The organism is Paraflavitalea sp. (genome assembly GCF_059502485.1).
Genome location: NZ_JCACET010000008.1, coordinates 2,835,168 through 2,855,742 on the forward strand (window position 1 = coordinate 2,835,168; position 20,575 = coordinate 2,855,742).

At 46.3% G+C, this 20,575-nt stretch carries 16 protein-coding genes and 1 other RNA gene; 8 read left to right on the forward strand and 9 right to left on the reverse strand.

Going from position 1 to position 20,575, the window contains the following annotated elements; all coding sequences use genetic code 11:
* Positions 1-32: 32 nt before the first annotated feature.
* Positions 33-1,160 carry an alkene reductase gene (locus AC5JBY_RS14010; protein WP_495905228.1) on the forward strand — a complete coding sequence of 376 codons (1,128 nt, stop codon included), beginning with the start codon at positions 33-35 and terminating at the stop codon, positions 1,158-1,160.
* A gap of 36 nt (positions 1,161-1,196) precedes the next feature.
* On the opposite strand, the gene ssrA is transcribed toward AC5JBY_RS14010, so the two are convergent.
* Positions 1,197-1,569: a transfer-messenger RNA gene (gene ssrA, locus AC5JBY_RS14015) on the reverse strand.
* 8 nt (positions 1,570-1,577) lie between these two features.
* A complete protein-coding gene (locus AC5JBY_RS14020) occupies positions 1,578-2,732 on the reverse strand; it encodes a hypothetical protein (RefSeq protein ID WP_495905229.1) in 1,155 nt (384 codons plus the stop codon).
* 1,513 nt (positions 2,733-4,245) lie between these two features.
* Between AC5JBY_RS14020 and AC5JBY_RS14025 the strand changes: the two genes are divergently transcribed.
* From AC5JBY_RS14025 to AC5JBY_RS14035, 3 genes are all read left to right on the forward strand, one after another.
* Positions 4,246-4,650, forward strand: coding sequence for a cupin domain-containing protein (locus AC5JBY_RS14025; RefSeq protein ID WP_495905230.1), 405 nt, complete (start codon positions 4,246-4,248; stop codon positions 4,648-4,650).
* Positions 4,651-5,105: 455 nt separating this feature from the next.
* On the forward strand, positions 5,106-8,378 hold the full coding sequence (locus AC5JBY_RS14030; RefSeq protein WP_495905231.1) for a SusC/RagA family TonB-linked outer membrane protein: 3,273 nt from the start codon (positions 5,106-5,108) through the stop codon (positions 8,376-8,378).
* Positions 8,379-8,398: 20 nt separating this feature from the next.
* Positions 8,399-10,165, forward strand: a complete 1,767-nt coding sequence (locus AC5JBY_RS14035; RefSeq protein ID WP_495905232.1) for a RagB/SusD family nutrient uptake outer membrane protein — start codon at positions 8,399-8,401, stop codon at positions 10,163-10,165.
* 161 nt (positions 10,166-10,326) lie between these two features.
* Here AC5JBY_RS14035 and AC5JBY_RS14040 read toward each other — a convergent pair whose 3' ends face one another.
* Positions 10,327-10,755, reverse strand: a complete 429-nt coding sequence (locus tag AC5JBY_RS14040) for an organic hydroperoxide resistance protein (protein ID WP_495905233.1) — start codon at positions 10,753-10,755, stop codon at positions 10,327-10,329.
* 67 nt (positions 10,756-10,822) lie between these two features.
* Positions 10,823-11,635: a DUF1223 domain-containing protein gene (locus AC5JBY_RS14045; protein WP_495905234.1), complete on the reverse strand. Its 813-nt coding sequence runs from the start codon at positions 11,633-11,635 to the stop codon at positions 10,823-10,825.
* A 298-nt stretch (positions 11,636-11,933) separates the two neighbouring features.
* On the opposite strand from AC5JBY_RS14045, the gene AC5JBY_RS14050 reads away from it, so the two are divergent.
* From AC5JBY_RS14050 to AC5JBY_RS14060, 3 genes are all read left to right on the forward strand, one after another.
* Positions 11,934-12,959: a sensor histidine kinase gene (locus AC5JBY_RS14050; protein WP_495905235.1), complete on the forward strand. Its 1,026-nt coding sequence runs from the start codon at positions 11,934-11,936 to the stop codon at positions 12,957-12,959.
* Positions 12,934-13,695, forward strand: a complete 762-nt coding sequence (locus tag AC5JBY_RS14055) for a LytR/AlgR family response regulator transcription factor (RefSeq protein ID WP_495905236.1) — start codon at positions 12,934-12,936, stop codon at positions 13,693-13,695. The genes AC5JBY_RS14050 and AC5JBY_RS14055 overlap by 26 nt, the downstream gene beginning before the upstream one ends.
* Positions 13,696-13,806: 111 nt before the next feature.
* Positions 13,807-14,394 (forward strand): DUF6642 family protein, encoded by a 588-nt coding sequence (locus tag AC5JBY_RS14060; protein WP_495905237.1) that lies wholly within the window; start codon positions 13,807-13,809, stop codon positions 14,392-14,394.
* A 93-nt stretch (positions 14,395-14,487) separates the two neighbouring features.
* Here the strand turns inward: AC5JBY_RS14060 and AC5JBY_RS14065 are convergent, their stop codons facing one another.
* The 3 genes from AC5JBY_RS14065 to AC5JBY_RS14075 all read right to left on the reverse strand — a co-directional run bounded on the left by AC5JBY_RS14065 (position 14,488) and on the right by AC5JBY_RS14075 (position 18,228).
* Positions 14,488-15,972 carry an ATP-binding cassette domain-containing protein gene (locus tag AC5JBY_RS14065; RefSeq protein ID WP_495905238.1) on the reverse strand — a complete coding sequence of 495 codons (1,485 nt, stop codon included), beginning with the start codon at positions 15,970-15,972 and terminating at the stop codon, positions 14,488-14,490.
* Between the two features lie 339 nt (positions 15,973-16,311).
* Positions 16,312-17,214, reverse strand: coding sequence for an oxidoreductase (locus AC5JBY_RS14070; protein WP_495905239.1), 903 nt, complete (start codon positions 17,212-17,214; stop codon positions 16,312-16,314).
* A gap of 114 nt (positions 17,215-17,328) precedes the next feature.
* The gene (locus tag AC5JBY_RS14075) at positions 17,329-18,228 is read right to left on the reverse strand and encodes a helix-turn-helix domain-containing protein (RefSeq protein WP_495905240.1); all 900 of its coding nucleotides are present in this window, start codon (positions 18,226-18,228) and stop codon (positions 17,329-17,331) included.
* A gap of 35 nt (positions 18,229-18,263) precedes the next feature.
* On the opposite strand from AC5JBY_RS14075, the gene AC5JBY_RS14080 reads away from it, so the two are divergent.
* Complete coding sequence (locus tag AC5JBY_RS14080) at positions 18,264-19,535, forward strand: Na+/H+ antiporter (protein WP_495905241.1); 1,272 nt, start codon at positions 18,264-18,266, stop codon at positions 19,533-19,535.
* Positions 19,536-19,573: 38 nt separating this feature from the next.
* Here AC5JBY_RS14080 and AC5JBY_RS14085 read toward each other — a convergent pair whose 3' ends face one another.
* Positions 19,574-20,068, reverse strand: coding sequence for an anthrone oxygenase family protein (locus AC5JBY_RS14085; protein ID WP_495905242.1), 495 nt, complete (start codon positions 20,066-20,068; stop codon positions 19,574-19,576).
* Between the two features lie 170 nt (positions 20,069-20,238).
* Positions 20,239-20,547: a c-type cytochrome gene (locus AC5JBY_RS14090; RefSeq protein WP_495905243.1), complete on the reverse strand. Its 309-nt coding sequence runs from the start codon at positions 20,545-20,547 to the stop codon at positions 20,239-20,241.
* Positions 20,548-20,575 lie beyond the last annotated feature (28 nt).

Here is a 20,575-nt window from a genome sequence, read left to right on the forward strand (position 1 = left end):
ACCCAATCAATTTAACGAGTAAAGCAAAAACAATGACAACGAATATTTTTGAACCCGCACACATCGGAACCTTACAACTGAAAAACCGCATCTCGATGGCCCCGATGACAAGAGCGAGAAATGCCGATGGCATCCCCAATGAGCAAAACGCATTATACTATGCACAGCGGTCAGGAGCCGGATTGATTATCACAGAAGGGACAGCCATTTCAGATACGGCGAAAGGAGTACTGTACATCCCCGGCTTATATACACAGGAGCAAATAGAAGGCTGGAAAAAAGTAACCAGCGCAGTACACGAAAAAGGCAGTACCATATTTACACAGTTATGGCATGTAGGCCGGGTGTCCCATACTTCAAACCAGCCCGGTGGAAAAGCACCAGTTGGACCATCCGATATCCAGGCACAGAACACATTTGCATGGGGATACGATGAGACCGGAAAAGAAGGATTTGTAAAAGCATCGAAGCCAAGAGCGCTTTCCACTGAAGAAGTGAAACAAGTAGTAAAAGATTTTGCCAATGCTGCCATCAATGCTATGAAAGCAGGATTCGACGGAGTAGAACTCCATGGAGCAAACGGCTACCTGATAGAACAGTTTTTAAATCCATTTGTAAACAACCGTACAGATGAATACGGTGGAACCATTGAAAACAGGTCGAGGTTTTTGTTGGAAGCCGTTGATGCCAGTATCGCAGCAATAGGCAGCGACAAAGTTGGTATCAGGCTCACACCCTACGGTGGCCTTGGAGAGTTGCCACATTACGATGAAATAGAAGCCACCTATCAATACCTGGCAAAAGAATTGGCAAAAAGAAAAGTAGCCTATATCCACCTGATGGACCAGCAGTCCAAAGGAAGCCATGCATTACCCGAAGGATTTATAGAGCGATTTCGCACATGGTACGAAGGAGTGATCATACTCGCAGGAAGCATGAACAGAGAAAAGTCAGAACAGCTTATTAATGCAGGAACCATTGACATTGCAGGCTTTGGAGAACCCTTTATATCCAATCCCGATTTGGTAGAACGCTTGCAAAACAACTGGGAGTTGACCCCGCCAAACCGTGACCTCCATTATGGCTTAGGCACCCACGGCTACACAGACTGGGAAACATATGAACACCCTGTGAAAGCTTCAAAGGAATGCTACGCTTAATAACAATAAAAAAGGGCGACCTGCTGGTCGCCCTTTTCGTGGAGTCGAGGGGACTCGAACCCCTGTCCAAACATATCCTCCAAAAGCTTTCTACATGCTTATTTGATTATTAATTGTCGGGAACAGGCAGGAAACCAACAAACCAACCTGATCCTTAGCTGAATGGTCTTAAGCTACCGGCACAGCCTTCGGCAGCAGCATTCTGTATTTGTTTTTAGTCGGCGGCGGGGCTTGGTAACAGACCAACCGGCCCGGCGGCCCTAATGACTATCTAATCACTGATTAGGCAGCCATGGCATACTGAGTATTGCCATTTGAAGTTTGAATATTCAGATTAACGTGCTAATTATCCAACGCACGACATGCTTACACTTTCAAAGATCTACGCTGTCAAAACCAAAACGACCCCATAACTTCCTATGGATCAGAATCTGACGCCCGGAAACCTTCCGGACACATAAAAGACTCATTTTCCAATAGAAGGGTTGCAAATATACTAAAATCCCCCGGATTATGCATAACCGCTACCCCCGGCTGGACCATGGAACTATCCAGTAATCCGCCGTCCCGGTTCGTGTCCCCACGAACCGGCATCCCATCATGCTGGATGCCCACAGGCTGTGGCTCATAGAGACAAGATATATCACCTGTGTCCTTACAAACTACCAACTCTTCTGATTCATGAACCTCATCTTCTATTTGTATTCCTTCCAACACCTGACTCTGAACACTTGACTCCAGACTCTCAACTCCTGTTTCCCTCTCGTTGCCTTGTTGCCTTTCTGCCTCGATGCCCTGACTCTCTACTCTGAACTCATGACTCTGAACTTTTTTCAACGCCTCCACCACCTGCAACACAGTCCCCTTCACCAACACCTCATTCCCCCTCACCAATTTGTAAAACTCAATCCCCAACACCTGCACCAACACATCACCCGGCTTCACCTTCACTTGGTGTGCAAAACAAATAACACCTGGTGTCTTCTTGCTTAGCGGCAACAACTCGCTCACCTGAATATCACGTTCATAACGTGAACGAAGAAAATCCACAGCACTACCACCCGATATGATCCGGAAGTGAGTAGCCTCCTCGGGAAACTTCTTTTTCTTGTGCGCAACAAAAGGGTTGAGTTCAAGCTTGAGAATACCATTGACAGCATCCAGCGAATGCGTAAACCTAAGCTTCCACGCTTTGGCCATCGGTAACTGCTTATTGAAATCGAAACCATTCAATAAGCTCACATCACCGTAACAGGCGCGACGGTTTCCAAAGTCATTCATCGGGTCTTGTTGAGCGATTAGGTGCATCAACCCATTCATGCGGCCATTCAGCGAAGAGCCAACTTTGCCATTGAGAGCCCGCCCCAGCGCGTAGCGCAATTCCGCTCCATCCTGGACAGCCATTTTAAATTCAGCAGCATTGCGGCGTGTTCGATCGAAGTTTTCATGCGTCAGTACCTTTTCACTGCTTGGACCTGTCTTCCGGCTCGCGATATTGCCATCCTCAGTTATGCGGAATACAGTGTCATCCAGCAGTCCGCGAAGTTTAAAAAGACCTTCATTCTTGGCCATAAAAATTGATTTTTGTTATTAATAAGTATTGGATTTATTTACTTCTACACCAAAGCTACACAGTGTACATATCTATGTCCAAATCCCCCTGGCGCGAATCATACACATTGGCTTAGTATGGCTATATATGGCTACGCTGATTTGATATAACTCAACCGATCATCACCTTCGTAATCAAAGCTCATGCTTAATCTGTAGTACGTTGTCATTTCGAACCCTGCCATATACACTTGCTTCCACAACCACTATGCAGGGTGAGAAATCTGCTATCGAAGTGAACGTAGACTCGCGACAACATTCGAAACAATCAGGTCGTAGCTCAAAACTCGCAGCTTACTTCTCCATTTCCAAATCACCATGATCCCAATCAGGTACAGATGAGGCGAGATTGTGCCAAATGAGGTGTCTTATTTGACTCATGTGGGTCAGATCACCTCCTTTTTCGCTGTCCTGGCGAAGAAAACAGAGCCCCTTAGCACGCAATCCAGTGGAAATGGCGCGCAGTGCGTAATCCAAAGCTCGCAGCTTGTTTTACCCTTTCCAAAACACCATGACTGAAATCGCTTAAAGTAAGAAGAGATGACATGAAATGATTTGTGTTAGGGGGTTAGCCCCACTAATAGTCAAAGCGGGAGATCGTTCCTCTTTCCTGAATCCATACAAAATGGCTCAGAACCACCAGCTTTAATCTGAAGTCAAGACAGTAGCAAGATAAAGGCAAGGTAATAGCAAGACGATAGCAAGAAAACATCCCTCAAATGCAGACTGGGCGCGGAAAACGCTGTTTAGGGTATTGCAACCTAACAGGTAGGAGAGAAGAGAAAAGACGATATAATCCGTTGTAATTCATATAACAGTAAGATACAAAAAAGACCCCAAAAAACGCAGAAAAGGACGAAGCATTTCTGGTTGCCTGAGCTAAAGAAAGAATGTTATACCAAAGTGTCTTGCTGCCTAAAACAAGTAAATAATGTTGCACCTTGGAGAGGCGCTGGCCCGTCAGGCCGCGCAGCCTGTCCCGCCATAGCGGGAGAGCGATCGGGCCTGACTTGATTTTTCTTTGGTTACTTTCTTTGCATCAAAGCCTGTCCCGCTCAGCGGGAGCAAAGAAAGTAACAAAAAAAAGACCCCCGATAAGAATAACGGGGGGTTAACCAAAACTAACTGCTATGAGAAAACTCTATAAAACTTACTAAGTACTTTAAGTGCGTTTCTTTGATGACACAAAGTAACGACACCAACCCCCACAGAAAAAGCGCATTTGGACGAAATGCCTGTTTTTGTTAGTAGAATGTAGTAAATCGTAGATAAACGGGAAAGCCGCTTCCAGACTGCCTTGGCGCCCATCCCCGGAACTGGGTATCCTATACCCACTTAGTGGTATATCATAGATCAACATTCCAAATGACTACTCCAGCTCCCACTTCGTCCACTTCACGGTTTTATCCTTGGCAATCGCCTGCTCATAGCGCAATTTTACAATACCATTAAAACAAAAAATAAAAGACACACAATGAAAAAGAACAGAAACATACTCCTCAACGCAATAGCTATAGTAGCACTAATAATGTTGAGCAATGCAACACAGGCGCAACTACAAGGCGTTAAACGTTTCGATTTGCAGAAACACGACCTCAGTATTGCTGGACGCGAAGCAGTACAGGTTCGTGTTGAAATAGCACCCGGTGTATTAGCCCCCCGGCATAAACATCCAGGCGAAGAGATCATCTATGTCCTCGAAGGAATAATTGAATACAAAATAGATGGTAAGCCAGCCGTTACACTCAAACCCGGAGATGTATTGTTTGTTCCTGCAGGAGCAGTTCACTCAGCAAAAAATGTTGGTAAAGGCAATGCTGCAGAACTCGCCACCTACATCGTCGATAAAACAAAACCACTTTCCGTCGTAGTTAAATGATAAAGTAGAAGAACTATTCTTCACTTTCGGATAAAAATAGAAACAACAGATTGGCAATCTAAAACAAACAGCGGGGCTTTGTTATTTTAAAGGAGGTTAACTCATTAAAACATGAGTTAACCTCCTTTGTGTTATATAATTGTTACCCACCACCTCATCGCCTTGTTACTTTAGTGCCTCACTGCCTTTATATCTGCATGTTTTTGCGGCTCACGAAATGAAGACGGCACTTTTGTTAGTAACAACATGCAATAACACGTTACTCACTTTTTTGTGCAAACGATTGCTCGATCATTGAACGATTTTATTTCAGTAAATTAATTGTCTGATCGACTGTTATCAAATTATTACCCCACTCGTCGAAGAACTATAGCATCGTAATATTGCGCCCGGAAAAATGCCTGCCAGAAGATCAGATGCTGATCGAAACAAAACCATCATTTTAATTATTCCCAATGACAAAGAAATTTACGCGTCTGCTAACATGCTTATGTTTGTTGAGTAGCCTGCTGCTCAACGTACAGCTGCAAGCCCAGCAAGCTGCTGCTGTAAAAGGTAATCTCCACAACGAGAAAAATGAACCCGTTGCAGGAGCTACCATTACAGTAGAGAACAAGAGCTCCAACTTTATTACTACCACCCAGTCCGACGAGCAAGGTTCCTTTACCTTTGCAAGCCTCGCACCCGGTGGTCCTTACACATTTTCCATCACGCACCTCGGATACGAACAAAAACAACTGAAAGGATACAACTATCAGGCAGGAGAACCCATTATATTAAATATACAGCTCACCAGCGTAAGCTCTCAATTGAGTGATGTGGTCGTAGTGGGATATGGCGTACAAAAGAAAGCCAACCTCACAGGAGCTGTAGGACAGGTGGATGCAAAAGCAATCCGTGATAGGCCGGTATCCAATGCCGCACAGGCACTGCAGGGCCGGGTACCCGGATTGAACATCACATTTGGAGATGGTCACCCGGGATCAGGAGGCACGTTTAATGTACGCGGATACGCCAGCATCACAGGCGGCAACAACCAGCCCCTTATTCTGGTAGATGGAGTACCCGGCAACATCAACCTCATCAACCCACGCGATATTGAGAACATCTCCGTATTGAAAGATGCGTCAGCTGCCGCCATCTATGGAGCACGCGCCGCATTCGGCGTGGTCCTGGTAACAACAAAAATGGCGAAGAAAGGGAAAACGATCGTTAACTACAGCACCAACTTCAGCTGGCAAACACCTACCGTTCGTACAGATTTTATGACCGATGGTTACGACGTGGCCAAAATGATGGATGAAGCCTTCTTGCGCAGCACGGGTAACACATATACCCGCTATACAGACAAAGACTACGAAGAACTTAAAAAAAGGCAAACAGATAAATCATTGCCTTCAGTGGTAGTAGATAACCGTAACGGAAAAGACATGTATATCTATTACGGAAATACAGATTGGTGGAATACGATGTTCCGCGATGTCACACCCAATATGCAACATACCCTCAGCGTTTCCGGTAGCAGCGACAAAGTAGATTACTACCTCTCTGGTCGCTTCCAGAAACAAAAAGGCATGATGCAGGTTAATCAAGATGAGTACAACGCCTATAACTTCCGTGCCAAGATCAACGCACGCGTAACCGATTGGTTGACCCTGTACACCAATACACAATTGAGCGTTGATAAGTACACATTCCCGGGTTGGGGCTACAACAGCAACTTTGTATCCATCACAGTACACGCCCTGCCTTCCTATTTACCGGTGAATCCCGACGGGACAGCTACCTATCGAACCGAGTTGAACAACTATACGATTGGAGACGGTATTTACGCTGACCTGTTGTACGGTAAATCAAAAGGAGAGAACCGCAACTACAACCTCACCAACACGATCGGAGGTATTTTCAAAGTAGCGAAAGGTTTCGACATCACTGCCAACTACACCTATGAGTTGAATCCGGTAACCCCCGGCGTAAACACCCATGAGATACTCCGCAGAACGAAAGCCCCCTGGTCCATCTTCCCCGGCACCATCAGCTATGTGGGCAATGACACGTATACCGAAGTACTCCGCCTCGATCAATACCATGTGATCAATGCCTATGGTACTTACGAAAAGAGCATCAGCAAACATTCATTCAAAGCCATGGCAGGTTACAACCAGGAGTTGCGCACGTTCAAAACCCTGCGTGGTGTACGTACCGATCTGTTGTCTGAAGACCTCAACGAACTGGACTTAGGCACAGGTGCACACACCGCTGCTGGTAACTCCAGCGAGTGGGCCCTGATGGGATTCTTTGGGCGTTTGAACTATGACTTCGATGGCAAATACCTGTTGGAGTTGAACGGCCGCTACGACGGAACATCAAGATTCCCCAAAGGAAACCGCTTTGGATTCTTCCCATCAGTATCTGCCGGCTGGCGCATCAGCAACGAAAACTTCTTCGAGCCCGTAAAAGGCGTGATCTCCGATATGAAAATCAGAGGCTCTTACGGCTCATTGGGCAACCAGCAAACAGCCAGCGCTTATCCGGCTACAATGGTAATGGGTAGCGGACAAAGCAGCTGGATAATCGATGGAGCACGTACACAGGTATTGACATCACCTACACCCCTGAGCCCTGACCTCACTTGGGAAATGACAACCTCTACCAACCTTGGTCTCGATATCGCCCTGTTCCGCAATCGCCTGCAAGGTTCATTCGATGTATATCGCCGCACTACCAAAGACATGCTCACGGCAGGCCCAACATTGAATGCGGTTTTCGGAGCAGGTTCACCACAGCAGAACGCAGCAGATTTGTTGACCAAAGGATTTGAAGTGTCACTGACCTGGCAGCAAAGCAACAAAGTAGGCGGTAAAGACCTCAACTGGAGCATCGGGGCCGTACTGTCAGATTACACTGCCGAGATCACACGCTTCAGCAATCCTACCAACCGCCTCAACGACCATTACGTGGGCAAACGTGTAGGTGAAATTTGGGGATACATCACCGACGGATACTTCACCTCAGATGCTGATGCAGCCAAATGGGGTGCAGATAAAGTGAGCCAGAGTTTGGTATACCGTCAGATCAGAAGCTCAGCAGGAGAGTGGAACCGCTTACGCGCTGGCGACCTGAAGTTTAAAGACTTTAACGGCGACTCTATCATCAACAATGGACAGAATACATTGGCAGATCCCGGAGACATGCGCGTGATTGGTAACAGCTTACCCCGCTACTCTTTCGGTATCACAGGTAGCGCTTCATGGAGCAATTTCGACCTGTCATTCTTCTTCCAGGGGATTGGCAAACAGAACTGGTATCCCGGCAACAATGCAGATAAATTCTGGGGACCCTATTCAAGGTCATACTATTCCTTTACGCCAAACGGATTCAAGGATAAGATCTGGAGTCCTGAAAACCCCAATGCATACTTCCCCCTGCTCCGTAGCTACGAAGCCCTCAACGACGGAGGTACACTGCGTCAACCAACAGATAAATACATGCAGGACCTGGCCTATATCCGCCTCAAGAACCTGAGCATTGGATATACACTTCCTTCAAACCTGATGAAACGTTTAGGCTTTAGCAATTGCCGCTTCTATGTAACCGGAGAGAACCTGTTCACCTTGACTAAGTTCGATACCAAGTACATCGACCCCGAGCAGGCAAGCGCCGAAGTCAACGGACGAGTGTATCCCTTCATGAAGTCTTATGCATTCGGTCTGGACCTTTCATTCTGATCCCATTTAAATTGACAATTATGAAAAAGAATATAGTATATACAGTGCTGTCCTTAACCTTCCTGGTATTGGCCGGGTGTAAAAAAGGTTTCCTCGACAGAGAACCACTTTCCCAGATATCACCCACAACAGCATTCCGTTCAGAAACAGAATTGAACCTCTACGTACGTTCATTCTACGACCGCATGCTGCCCAACGCCGACAACGACGACAGAGGCTTTAGCTTATACAACGAAGGCATCGACAACGTGATCAAAAATTCGTTGCCGGTAGAGTTGACAGGCAACCGTACAATACCCGTTACAGGCGGTGGATGGAACTGGAGCGAGCTCCGCAATGTGAACTACTTCATACAAAACCACCAACGCGGTGGTCTCGATCCCGCAATCACCAAAAAGTACCTCGCGGTAGCGAAATTCTTCCGCGCATACTTCTACTTCAACATGGTAGCCCGCTTTGGCGACGTTCCCTGGTACAGCGAAGTGATAGAATCCAACGACAGCGCAAAACTGCAAAAAGCCCGCGACCCACGCACACTGGTGATGGATTCAGTATTGGCAGATATCGATTTTGCCATTGCAAATGCAGAGACAACCAAAAAAGTAGCAGAAGTTACCAAATGGACAGCCCTCGCATTGAAATCACGCATATGCCTTTTTGAAGGAACATTCAGAAAGTATCACACAGAGTTCAGCCTGCCCGATGCCAACAAGTTCCTCAACGAGTGTGTGAAAGCATCAGAAGAACTGATCACCAATGGCGGCTATTCCATTTACAAAGGAACAGCACAGCCTTATCGTGATCTGTTTGCTTCCTATTCAGTGAACCCCAATGAAGTGTTGCTGGCCCGTCAATACAGCAGCAGCCTGCAGATATTTCACAACGTGAACTACTATACCATCACATCATCCTACGGTAAACCCGGTCTCGAAAAGAAACTGGTAAACAGCTACCTGATGAAAGATGGAACACGTTTCACAGACAAGCAGCGCTACGACACACTGCCATTCGCAAAAGAAACAGTAGACCGCGATCCTCGTCTGGCACAAACCATCCGCACGCCGGGATATACACGTATCAACAGCACAGTGAAACGTTTCCCCGACTTTGGTGCCACAGTAACCGGCTACCACATGACGAAATACGTTACAGGCGAAGTAGACGACAGCTTCACGAAGTCCTACAACCCCCTGATGATCTTCCGTCTGGCAGAAGTACTCCTCAACCTGGCTGAAGCAAAAGCAGAACTGGGAACCTTGCAACAAAGCGACATTGACAAAACCATCCGCCTTACACGTGACCGCGTGGGTATGCCCAACCTGGACCTTGCAGCAGCAAACGCTAATCCCGATCCATACCTCGCAGCCCAGTACAAAAACGTAAGCGGTAGTAACCAGGGCGTGATCCTCGAGATCCGTCGCGAAAGAAGGATCGAAATGGTAATGGAAAACTTCCGCTGGAATGACCTTATGCGTTGGAAAGAAGGACACCTGATCACACAGCCATTCAAAGGAATGTACTTCCCCGGCATTGGTAAGTTCGACCTCGACGCAGATGGAAAAGCAGACATCTGGATATATGATGGCACAAAACCAACAGAAGCAGGCATCGCTTACCTGAAACTCGGTTCAGAGATCGAATTGGAGAATGGAGTTAATGGTGGAAACGTACTCATCAATAAGAACATCACCAAGAAGTTCGATGAGACCAAAGACTACCTCTATCCAATCCCTTCACAGGAAATACTGTTGAACACAAAACTCAAACAGAATCCGAACTGGAAGTAGAATAAAAAGACTATGCTGCAAAACAGGTGTTACCTTTCCAAAAGGTGACACCTGTTTTGTTTTAGAACTTGAATCCTTAAAGCGCTATACACATTTGATCTCGCGTCAGCTTCTTCCTTTTCAACTTTTCAACCTGTTAACTTTTCAACACCCAACTTTAGCTACACAATATTTATCTCAACATCGACATTGCCACGGATAGCCTTGGAGTAAGGACAGGTTTGATGAGCCTCATCTACTAATGCTTGAACAACAGCGCGATCAATACCTGGCACACTTACATTCAAACGCGCCTGCAGTGCGTAACCACCATCACCACTGCCGAGATCTACTTCAGCATCGATAGCAAGATCAGCAGGCAGAGCAACCTTCGCCTTGCGGGCTGCAATAGCAATAGCGCCTTCAAAACAAGCTGACCAGCCGGCCGCAAACAATTGTTCAGGATTGGTACCTGCACCGGTAGAGCCGGGAGTTGAAAGCTTGATATCCAAACGTCCATCAGAACTACGGGAAGCACCTTCACGTCCGCCGGTTGTGTGAACCTTTCCAGTGTAAATAACCTTGTCGATTTTTGTTATGGTCTTTTCCATATGTTTCATTTTTGATTTTGTTCCCCAAAATTATCGCGGCTTTTACTCCTATAAATCGACAAAGCCGTTAGTTAGACGAATTGGCAGCTGAGTTAGACAATTCGCATCTTGTAGCAGCAGTGATGCGGCCATCAGAAGTACGTTGCACGAGGCCAATGAGTTCCCAGCATGCAGCATCGAAACCTGCAGGAACATCGATGCTGGCAGTTTTACCATTGATGTCGACACGCTTCAATTCACGTACGATCTGCACATGCGATAAATGCCTGCCTGCATTTTCTCCGGCCCTTACATTACTTTGCCCTTTCTTTTGTACCAGTGCCAGCAATAACTCGGTCCTTTTTTCATGAATAGCCTCCCGGTATTCGACATTGATCTTACCATGCTCAACTTTCCCCGATAGCGTCAATGTATTCGCTGCATTCTGATTCAGTCCTTCAGAGATCGCCCGCTCAGCAGTGTTAGCATCTGAGCCCACAAATTCAGTCGTGCCATTCACTACGATCTGAGGCGTATAGATGGTTTGCAGGTTGAGCCAGCTGCCATACATACGTTGCCGGTCAGTATATGCCCGGGCGCTGAAAGGATCTTTCCAGCCCTGATGGTCCCAGTAGTCAACGTGGTAAGACAGCACATAAATAGGCTTGTCTGGATTCTCGTTACTGATCCTTTCAATGAGCTTGTCGGCAGGTGGACAGCTGGAGCAGCCTTCAGAGGTAAACAATTCCACCACTGCAAAACCTTTATTATCACCCGTCAGGGGCAATGGCTTCATAGTAGTCTCACTTTGCACATTGATACAGGCTGCCAATATCAGGAACAAGGCCGGTAGCACAAGAGGAGTGAGGCGTGAGAGTTGAAATGATCTGATAACTTTCATAATAGAATATTTATAAAGTTTATAATCAACTTGTACCACAAATTGAATTCAAAAAACGCACCTGTCAATCCCGAAAAACGCGAGTTGGACAAAATCGTAGCTGAAACTGGCAACGGAGCGAATTAGTTTAACGCTTGCAAACACTCGCTCGCCTCTGGCGAGTGAGGCTATGCCGGGCCTCTGGCCCGTTCGAAGAAAGGTTAAGCGTAAAACTGTCTAACTCAGCCTTGCAATTGCCAACTCCAGCTGCCTTTGCCAGCCCAACAATATATTTCCTCATATATTTGAAGCGTTAAATATGAAAAAGGAAACATTCAAAATATCGAATAAGATCATTTGGATAAGCTCATTATTCATGGGTTTGTTAGTGTCGGTTCCTAAAATAGCAGAGCGCCATTTTAACGTCTATGAAACCATCGTCAATTCGGCAGTCACATTTGTATTCGCCCTTTTCGTTTGGTATTACAATGTGTACACACTGCCCGTATATTCTTCAAGAGATATAGCCAGCGGCTTTTCCTTTAAACGTTTACTAAAAGGGTTACTGCTGGGGATCGCAGTAATGTTCTTGCTGGCCTGCATACAACAAGTGCTATTATCTCACCTTGACTTTGGCCCCGTCATGTTGATGATTGAAGTAAGAGGGATCCTGGTAAGTTTTACATTCTACATGGTCATTCACCTACTGTACCAAAGCTATCACAACCAGCGGGTGAGCATTGAATTGGAACGTGCCAGGATGGACAACCTCAGCGCACAGTTCGAACTACTGAAACAACAGATCAATCCCCATTTCCTGTTCAATAGCTTGAACACCTTGAAGTACATGGTAGAAACACAGGACAAGCACTCCGTTGATTTTATATTGAAGCTGTCAGACTTTTACCGGTTCACATTGGAGAATCGTAAACTGGACCTCATCAGCCTCAAAGAAGAGTTGAAAATACTGAACGCCTACGTTTTCCTGTTGAAGGCCCGCTTTGAAGATGGTATTGACCTGTCCATAACCATCGACGAAAAACTGCACCAAACCTATATCCCCCCATTCACATTACAACTGTTGGTGGAAAATTGCATCAAACACAATGTGGTGTCATTAGATCGTCCTTTGCACATTCGCCTGTATGCTGAAAAAGAGTTCATCGTAATTGAAAACAGCCTGCAGCCGAAGAAAACACCCGAAACATCTACAGGCATAGGGCTCGAAAATATCAACCAGCGCTACGTACACCTGTTGGAGAAGAACATCATCATTGAGAACAGCGATACCTTGTTTACCATAAAACTGCCCATTATATATGAAAGCGATAATAATAGAAGATGAGATAAAAGCAGCAAAGTCACTGGCCAGCCTGATCCAGAAAGTACGCCCCGGAGTACAGATAGTGGCTACATTGCAGAGCATAGAAAGCGCAGTAAGCTACCTGTCACAAAACGAGCACCCCGACCTGCTCTTCATGGATATACAGCTGTCCGATGGCCTGTCCTTCGAAATATTGAAAACCGTTAAAGTACATTGCCCCATAATATTTTGTACGGCCTACGGCGAATACGCCATGGATGCCATCAAGACCAATGGTATCGATTACCTGTTAAAACCATTTTCACAGGAAGACCTTGAAGCCGCATTTGAAAAAGTAGAAAACTTCAGGAATTTTTTCCAGCAGCCTGCACAGCCCGGCATTGAAGACCTGCTGAAGAGGATCGGACTCGATGAAGGAAAGAAAAGCTTCCTGGTATTTAAAGACAATAAATACACAATAGTACAAACCGAAGACATTGCCTTCATCTATATCCGGCACGACACAACAACAATTGTGACCTTCAATAAACACACCTATCCCCTCGATCAATCGATGGAACAGGTACAAACAGCATTATCAGCTAAGCAGTTCCACCGCGTAAACCGCCAGTACCTGGTCAATTTCAGCGCCATCAAAGAAGTAGAACACTATTCCGCCCGCAAACTCTGCATCAGGTTGTTAGTACCCACCCCGGAAGAACTGTTGATCGGCAAAGAAAAAATAACCGCCTTCCTGAGCTGGATGGAAAATCGCTAAGCTTCCTGTTCGAGGTGATACCTTTTCAAAAGGTGTCACCTCGAATAGGGGGTAGACTATGACAATGTGGTAAAAAATATTATTTTTGAACGCTTTACAATCAATTACCACATGAAGATCGCCAAATCCAAGCACAAGAACATTTTCTGCATCGAGGGCAACTGGACCAATGACCTCCGCGATAGGAGAAGCATCAAGACGGCCCTGGAGTTTCTGGAACACAATTCCTACAGCAAAAAGAACGTCCTCCATACCCACCGACAATGCTCTTCCAAACAGGAATTCGAGAACCTGCTGAAAGAGTCCTGCCTGAAAAGATATAACCAGTATAGCATTCTATACATGGCCTTCCACGGCAATGCAGGTCGCTTGCACGTTGGCAAGCGCGTCACAATGCGCCTCGAAGAGATCGCAGAAATGCTGGAAGGCCGGGCCGCCAATAAGATCATCCATTTCGGTAGTTGCGAAACGATGTATGTTATGCGCAAAGAACTGAACAAGTTCATGCGGCAAACCGGAGCGCTGGCGATCTCCGGATATGAAAAAACCATCGACTTCATGCCCAGCACCTTCCTCGACATGCTATACTTCCAGTTCTGCCAGCAATACCAGAAAATGTACCTCGTAGAGCGCGACGTAAAACTCTACTACGGCAAGCTCGCCCGTGAATTAGGCTTCAAAATGATCTACGAGAAATAAAGTCTCTTTGATCCTTGCATCTTCAAGGAAGCCTGTGTCATGCGATATAACAATCAACGTCCCGCGGTAACCAGCAAATATCTTCGCCAGCATCTAAATATTACTGAGATCAAGATTATTCACCGGCTCATCCAGGAAGATCATATCAGGTGCCTTGTTTTGTAGCACCATACAACACAGCGCCAGCCGCAGCATTTCCCCGCCGCTGAGAACAGCACACAACTTATCCCAGCTATCCGGCAGGAACAGGAAGTTCGCCAGTAAAGTATGCAATAGAGGCTCCTCAAGCTTGGTCTCATTAAAAGCCATAGCCTGTTGCAGAACAGTCTTATCCCGGTCGATGAGACTATAATCCTGATCCAGCAATAGGGTAGAGAAAGAGCCGCGCTGTATACTCCCTTGCGTAGGCGTTAAGCTACCTTGCAACAAGTTAAAGAGCGTGGTCTTACCACTACCGTTGTTACCGGCAATAGCCAGCCTGTCCCCACTACGGATAGTGAGCGTTAACGGCTCAGGCCAAAGTGGGTTGCCGCCCACCCATGCGTAATTGATAGCAGTAGCTTGTATCATCACTTTGCCGGCAGGCAACATTGGCTTATCAAAATACCCCTTCATAATGCGTTGCACCTGCACCAGGGCCGCTGCTTCCTGAAGGTTGGCGCGCAGTTCATCCACCTTCGAATTATGAACATCCTTCAGCCGTCCCGTACTGCTTTCAGCCTTGGTACGCATGGCATTGATCATCCCTTTTGGGTCACCACTGTGCAAACTTTTCCTGCGGGCTTGCGCATCGGAACGCTGTTTGCGTTCAAGTATCTGCTGCTGTTTTAGCTTCGCTTCCTTTAATGTTTTCTCATGATGGGCCAGCTGCTGCTCCTTGGCATTCTGGGCTGTTTCCTTCTGTTCAGCATAGAAGTCATAACTGCCACCATATACCTTGATGCCATCAGATTGTAACTCCCAGATGGGTGAACAAAGGCGTAGTAGTTGACGGTCATGACTGGTAAGCAACAAAGTACAGCTGGTTGTTTCCATCCATTGATACAGTTGATTGCGCGCTTGAACATCGAGATGATTAGAAGGCTCATCCAGCAGCACAATAGCAGGCTCGAAGAGGTCGATCCCGGCAAGGAACAACCTTGTCTTCATGCCCCCGCTCAATTGCTGCAAAGGTTGGTCCAGCGAAATTCCGGAGATGCCCCAGTGAGCAAATGCAGATTCGCATCGTGCAGCAAAGTCCCACCTGTTCTCCAGCAGATCATAATAACGTTGATCGATGGCCCCATGTTCTACAGCCTGCAAAGCTTCCAGTAAAGGAGCAATACCAAGTGCGCCAGCAACGGTGAGATGATTGAAGTGGCCATAATGCTGAGGCACATAATGCAAAGAGCCGTTAACCTGCAACGCACCTTGATAATCTTTTACCTGGCCGGCAATAATCCGCAATAAAGTGGATTTGCCTACACCATTATTACCTACGATAGCAGCCCTTTCTCCCTTTTGCAGAGAGAAGTTGACGTCCTTGAACAGCATCCTGCCGGATGCATGATAGTTGATATGTTGAGCATGAATAAGCATATACCTGATAGATGTTGGTGGGAAATAAAATACCTGGACAGTTGGCAGAATGTAAGTTTCATGTCAATGATTTTCGTGAAACAATAAGGATGAATGAAAAAAGTAGGTCGGTCGACCCAATGCGAAAGCAGCGGGAGCTGCTGGTATATATGTGTAGATTACAACTTCATGATGGTGCAAAGATAATAAAAGGATGCCATAAAAAGAAGAGCACCTTTCGCTACAAGCGAAAGGTGCTCTTTTAATAGGCCAATTATCACTCAGTATCATTTAATTAAGCTATTGCGTCGAAAGGCCGTCGAAGACGGCGCTTCCCGTCTTAATGTCTTCCCGGCAGATTTATCCGGGAAAACGAAGCCCTGTCGCTTCTTCAGAAAGCTCCCAAAGCCTTTTGGCGATACCCTCATCCAGCGCATGAGGAGCAATAGTTGCCCGCGCAGGATAACCCCTTACGCCGCCATCCTGGTCAGGACCATAAAATTCGCCACCTTTCACGGCAGGTGATGCAGCTGCATACAAAGAAGGCAAGGCACCTTGCCAGGGCTCCATCAGCGTACCAAACCGTTCGAGCGCTGCGGCATACTCGGCCGCGGTCATATTCCGGGCCAGCTCAGTCTTGTTAGCGCCCGGTTGAACAGCCACAGAAAGAACGTCATCCCCTGAAGCAGTGATCCTGCGTTGTAGTTCAAGCGCAAAAAATACATTGGCAAGTTTGCTTTGACAATATTCACGCATCGGGTCATACGAGAGCTCAGAATGTAAATTATCAAAATCAATGCTACCCCGCAGGTAAGCAAGACTGCTCACTGTCACAACCCTGGCGCCCGGTGTGGCCTTCAACAAAGGATAGAGGCGGCCGGTGAGAGCAAAGTGACCGATATGATTAACCCCAAATTGCAGTTCAAAACCGGCTGCTGTTTTGGAGGCTGGAGGGATCATCACGCCGGCATTGTTGATGAGCACATGAAGATGCTGATACTGTTTAGTAAACTCAGTAGCAAATCGTTCTATAGATGCCAGGCTGGTAAGATCGAGTTGTGCACCTGCAAGGCTACCAGAACCCTTTCGTTGTTGAATAGAGGCGATAGCTTCAGTTGCCTTGCTAAAATCCCTGCAGGCGAGGATTACCTGGGCGCCAGCTTCATAAAGTGCTGCTGCTGTTTCAAATCCAATACCGGTATTCGCACCGGTAACGATCACCGTTTTTCCCGTCAGATCGGGTAACTTGTCTTTTGTCCACATATATCATCTTATTTAGATGATACAAAGTTCCCACAACCCCAATCAGCACAACTACCGATTCGAAACCAAAAACTACAAAAATCAATCAGCTTCCCCTTTCAACCTATCAACTTTTCAACTAATCAACCTAAACTGCCTCGGCGTGACCTTCGTCCGTACCTTAAAGAAACTCGAAAAATGATTAGGCTCTTCAAAGCCAAGACTCCAGGCTATTTCATTGATAGTCCAGTTTGTACTCTTAAGAAGGATTTTAGCCTCCTGTAATAACCTGTCATTGATCAACTGAGAAGTAGTTTGACCGGTGGTTTCCTTTAAAGCCTTATTGAGGTGATTAACATGAATATTCAGTTGCTTGGCAAAAGCAGCAGGCGTATGTAGCCCAACAACCTGACTGCTGAGCTCGATGGGAAATTGCCTTTCAAGCAGGTCGGCAAACAATGTAGTGATCCTTTCCGAAGCATTAGAGTCGGCAGCAGGGCTGCCGGAGGCAGGTTGCTTTTTCTGCACACTATGGATCACTTCCATCAGCAGGCTACGCAGAAGGTCATACTTAAAAGCATAATCACTCTGCAACTCGTTAAACATGCGCAGGAAAAGGCCTTGGTAAAAAGACAGGTCTGCGTCAGTAAGAGGAATGACAGCCTTGTCGGCAAATTGAAAAACAGGATATTCCTTTATATTGCCAAACCGGCTAAAGAAAGCCTCAGTAAATATGCACACATAGCCACTTTGCACCTCACTGATCCTTTCCCAATTATAAGGAAGCATAGGATTGGTAAACACCAGCACAGCGCCATCCACATCGATAGATTGGTCCGCATAGTGGATTTTGCTATGACCGATCACCAGGCTGATCTTATAAAAATTACGGCGGCTGTAAGTAACAGGCTTGCGTTCTGGCAACAACAGGTCCTCGATCTTAAAAATATTGAAATGACCTGCATCCTGCTGCAAAGAATCAGGGTCCTGGTTCACCAATTTGTAAAAAGTCTGTAGCCCAACGAACGTTGCCATACCCTAAAAGTACGAAAATCACTATCTTCAAACCTATGGAAGATTACTCCGTTGTCATAATCATTATGGCCATCATGATCGGCCTTTCTGCAATAGCAGATAAGATCAAATTGCCATACCCCATCCTGCTGATCGTGGCTGGCATCGGAATAGGTTTTATACCCGCAATGCCGGAGATAAACCTTAATCCGGAAGTTGTCTTCCTGATCTTCCTGCCACCCTTACTGTACGATGCAGCGTTCAATATTTCCTTCAAAGATTTCAGAACACACATCAATACCATCAGCACCTTGGCGATAGGGTTGGTATTTGTTACCACATTAGGCATCGCGGCCATTGCACATTACGTGATCCCCGGCATGAGTTGGCCGGTATCATTTGTACTGGGCGCTATACTATCCGCTACAGATGCAGTGGCTGCTATTGGTATCACCAAAGGGCTGGGCCTTTCACATAAAACAACCACGATATTAGAAGGAGAGAGCCTGGTGAATGATGCCTCTGCACTGGTAGCCTACCGCTTTGCCGTAGCAGCAGTTACAGGAGCGGCATTTGTATTCTGGAAAGCAGGCCTGCAATTCCTGGGCTTGCTGGCTGGCGGCTACGGCATTGGCTTTGCAGCCGCTAAGATCCTTGGCCTCATTCTAAGGCGCATACACAACAATACACTGGTGTCGATGAGCTTTATGCTGCTCATGCCATTTGTAACATACAGAATTGCAGAAGAATTACATGTTTCAGGCGTTATCGCCGTGGTAGTGCTGGGGCTCGGTATATCACGCTACAGTCAGCTGATCTTCCCGGAAGCCTTGAAGCAACAATCAAAAGCGACGTGGGATATCATCATCTTCCTCCTCAATGGACTCATCTTTATACTCCTTGGATTGGAATTCCCTTATGTATTAAAGAGCATCGACAGCCAACAAGTATTGCCCTACATTGGCTATGCCTTGCTGATTGCAGTCGTAGCACTCGCTTTACGTACCGTACGGGTGTTTATGCAACAAAGCAACCTCACCCACGCATTTCGAAGTAGACGCGCCCGGCGCAGGATATCAGAAGAAGCACTACTCGATTGGCAAACAAGCCTGGTCATCAGTTGGTCTGGCATGCGGGGAATAGTATCATTGGCAATAGCCATCGGTTTACCCGTTGAATTGGAAGATGGCACACCCTTCCCGCAACGAAACACCATCATATTTATATCCGTGGTAGTTGTACTATTCACCCTGATCGGGCAGGGACTCACCTTGCCCTGGATCGTACGGAAAGTAAAAGAAACACGGGAGATTCCAACAACAGAATGACACCCATAGATATTTTAGTCACAGAAGTATTTCAAACTTTATTTACCACCCGCCATACAACCTAAGATCGCCAGTAAGGCACTCAAAACATTAGCAACAGTGCGGATGGCATGGAACATATTCCACTTCTGCTCAAACAGCGAGCGTTGTGCAGAAAGTTGCTCTGGACTGGCAGTGCCAATATTGAACTTATCCAGCGCTTCATTCAGCGGCACATTCCCGGCTATCGTTACGCCAAATACCCCTATTGCATAGACGATAGTAGCAGCCAGGAAATACCCAAAACGGGAGGTGTCATAACTGAGCCACGCACTCACTGGCAGCAAAACCAGCGTACCCATAAAAGTCATAAAGAATAAGGGATTCAAAATAGCCCTGTTGATAGATTGCATGGCAGTTAGATATTCATGATCAGTCAATCGGCCAAGACCAGGATTGATAGAACAGGAATAAGCATACATCAACCCGGCAACAAGACCGGTCGATAAAGTAGAGAGGATAAATACAAGCTGAGACATTTGTTTATTTTTCATGGTGATATATTATAAATACAAGGGTTATACTTTAATCTCTTTTTGAACGGAGATCTATTTAGAATATGTCATTTCGAACGGAGCCATTCGCGATTGAAAAAAGGCAGGCAGTAGCGGCGTAGTGAGAAATCTGCTAACGAAGCAAAAGCCTCACTCCTAAAGAACTATATCTATTTCCTTAAGGTCTTTACATAACCCACAACAAGCCCCATTTCCGTACTGTCCAGTTTCTTCTCCCACGAAGGCATTACCTTCCGGCCCTTGGCAATCGTCATGTACAAAGCGTCATCCGCCAATGCACTTGTTTGCAAATTCTTGGCGCCAAACAAACCCCGGGTGCCATCCTTACCATGACATTGTTTACAGTGCCGTTCAAATAGTTCCTTGCCAGTCCTTTCAGCTCGGGGTTTTTGAGGAGCAAAAGAAAAGAAGGCAGTCAGACCTGCTATACTTGCTATGATCAATAAGAATCGTTTCATGTCGTACTATTTACCACAAAACTATATT

Bases quoted from the DNA above. Each gene is read 5' to 3' on its own strand.
- AC5JBY_RS14010 (WP_495905228.1), top strand. From the start codon at position 33: ATGACAACGAATATTTTTGAACCCGCACACATCGGAACCTTACAACTG.
- AC5JBY_RS14020 (WP_495905229.1), bottom strand. From the start codon at position 2,732: ATGGCCAAGAATGAAGGTCTTTTTAAACTTCGCGGACTGCTGGATGAC.
- AC5JBY_RS14025 (WP_495905230.1), top strand. From the start codon at position 4,246: ATGAAAAAGAACAGAAACATACTCCTCAACGCAATAGCTATAGTAGCA.
- AC5JBY_RS14030 (WP_495905231.1), top strand. From the start codon at position 5,106: ATGACAAAGAAATTTACGCGTCTGCTAACATGCTTATGTTTGTTGAGT.
- AC5JBY_RS14035 (WP_495905232.1), top strand. From the start codon at position 8,399: ATGAAAAAGAATATAGTATATACAGTGCTGTCCTTAACCTTCCTGGTA.
- AC5JBY_RS14040 (WP_495905233.1), bottom strand. From the start codon at position 10,755: ATGGAAAAGACCATAACAAAAATCGACAAGGTTATTTACACTGGAAAG.
- AC5JBY_RS14045 (WP_495905234.1), bottom strand. From the start codon at position 11,635: ATGAAAGTTATCAGATCATTTCAACTCTCACGCCTCACTCCTCTTGTG.
- AC5JBY_RS14050 (WP_495905235.1), top strand. From the start codon at position 11,934: ATGAAAAAGGAAACATTCAAAATATCGAATAAGATCATTTGGATAAGC.
- AC5JBY_RS14055 (WP_495905236.1), top strand. From the start codon at position 12,934: ATGAAAGCGATAATAATAGAAGATGAGATAAAAGCAGCAAAGTCACTG.
- AC5JBY_RS14060 (WP_495905237.1), top strand. From the start codon at position 13,807: ATGAAGATCGCCAAATCCAAGCACAAGAACATTTTCTGCATCGAGGGC.
- AC5JBY_RS14065 (WP_495905238.1), bottom strand. From the start codon at position 15,972: ATGCTTATTCATGCTCAACATATCAACTATCATGCATCCGGCAGGATG.
- AC5JBY_RS14070 (WP_495905239.1), bottom strand. From the start codon at position 17,214: ATGTGGACAAAAGACAAGTTACCCGATCTGACGGGAAAAACGGTGATC.
- AC5JBY_RS14075 (WP_495905240.1), bottom strand. From the start codon at position 18,228: ATGGCAACGTTCGTTGGGCTACAGACTTTTTACAAATTGGTGAACCAG.
- AC5JBY_RS14080 (WP_495905241.1), top strand. From the start codon at position 18,264: ATGGAAGATTACTCCGTTGTCATAATCATTATGGCCATCATGATCGGC.
- AC5JBY_RS14085 (WP_495905242.1), bottom strand. From the start codon at position 20,068: ATGAAAAATAAACAAATGTCTCAGCTTGTATTTATCCTCTCTACTTTA.
- AC5JBY_RS14090 (WP_495905243.1), bottom strand. From the start codon at position 20,547: ATGAAACGATTCTTATTGATCATAGCAAGTATAGCAGGTCTGACTGCC.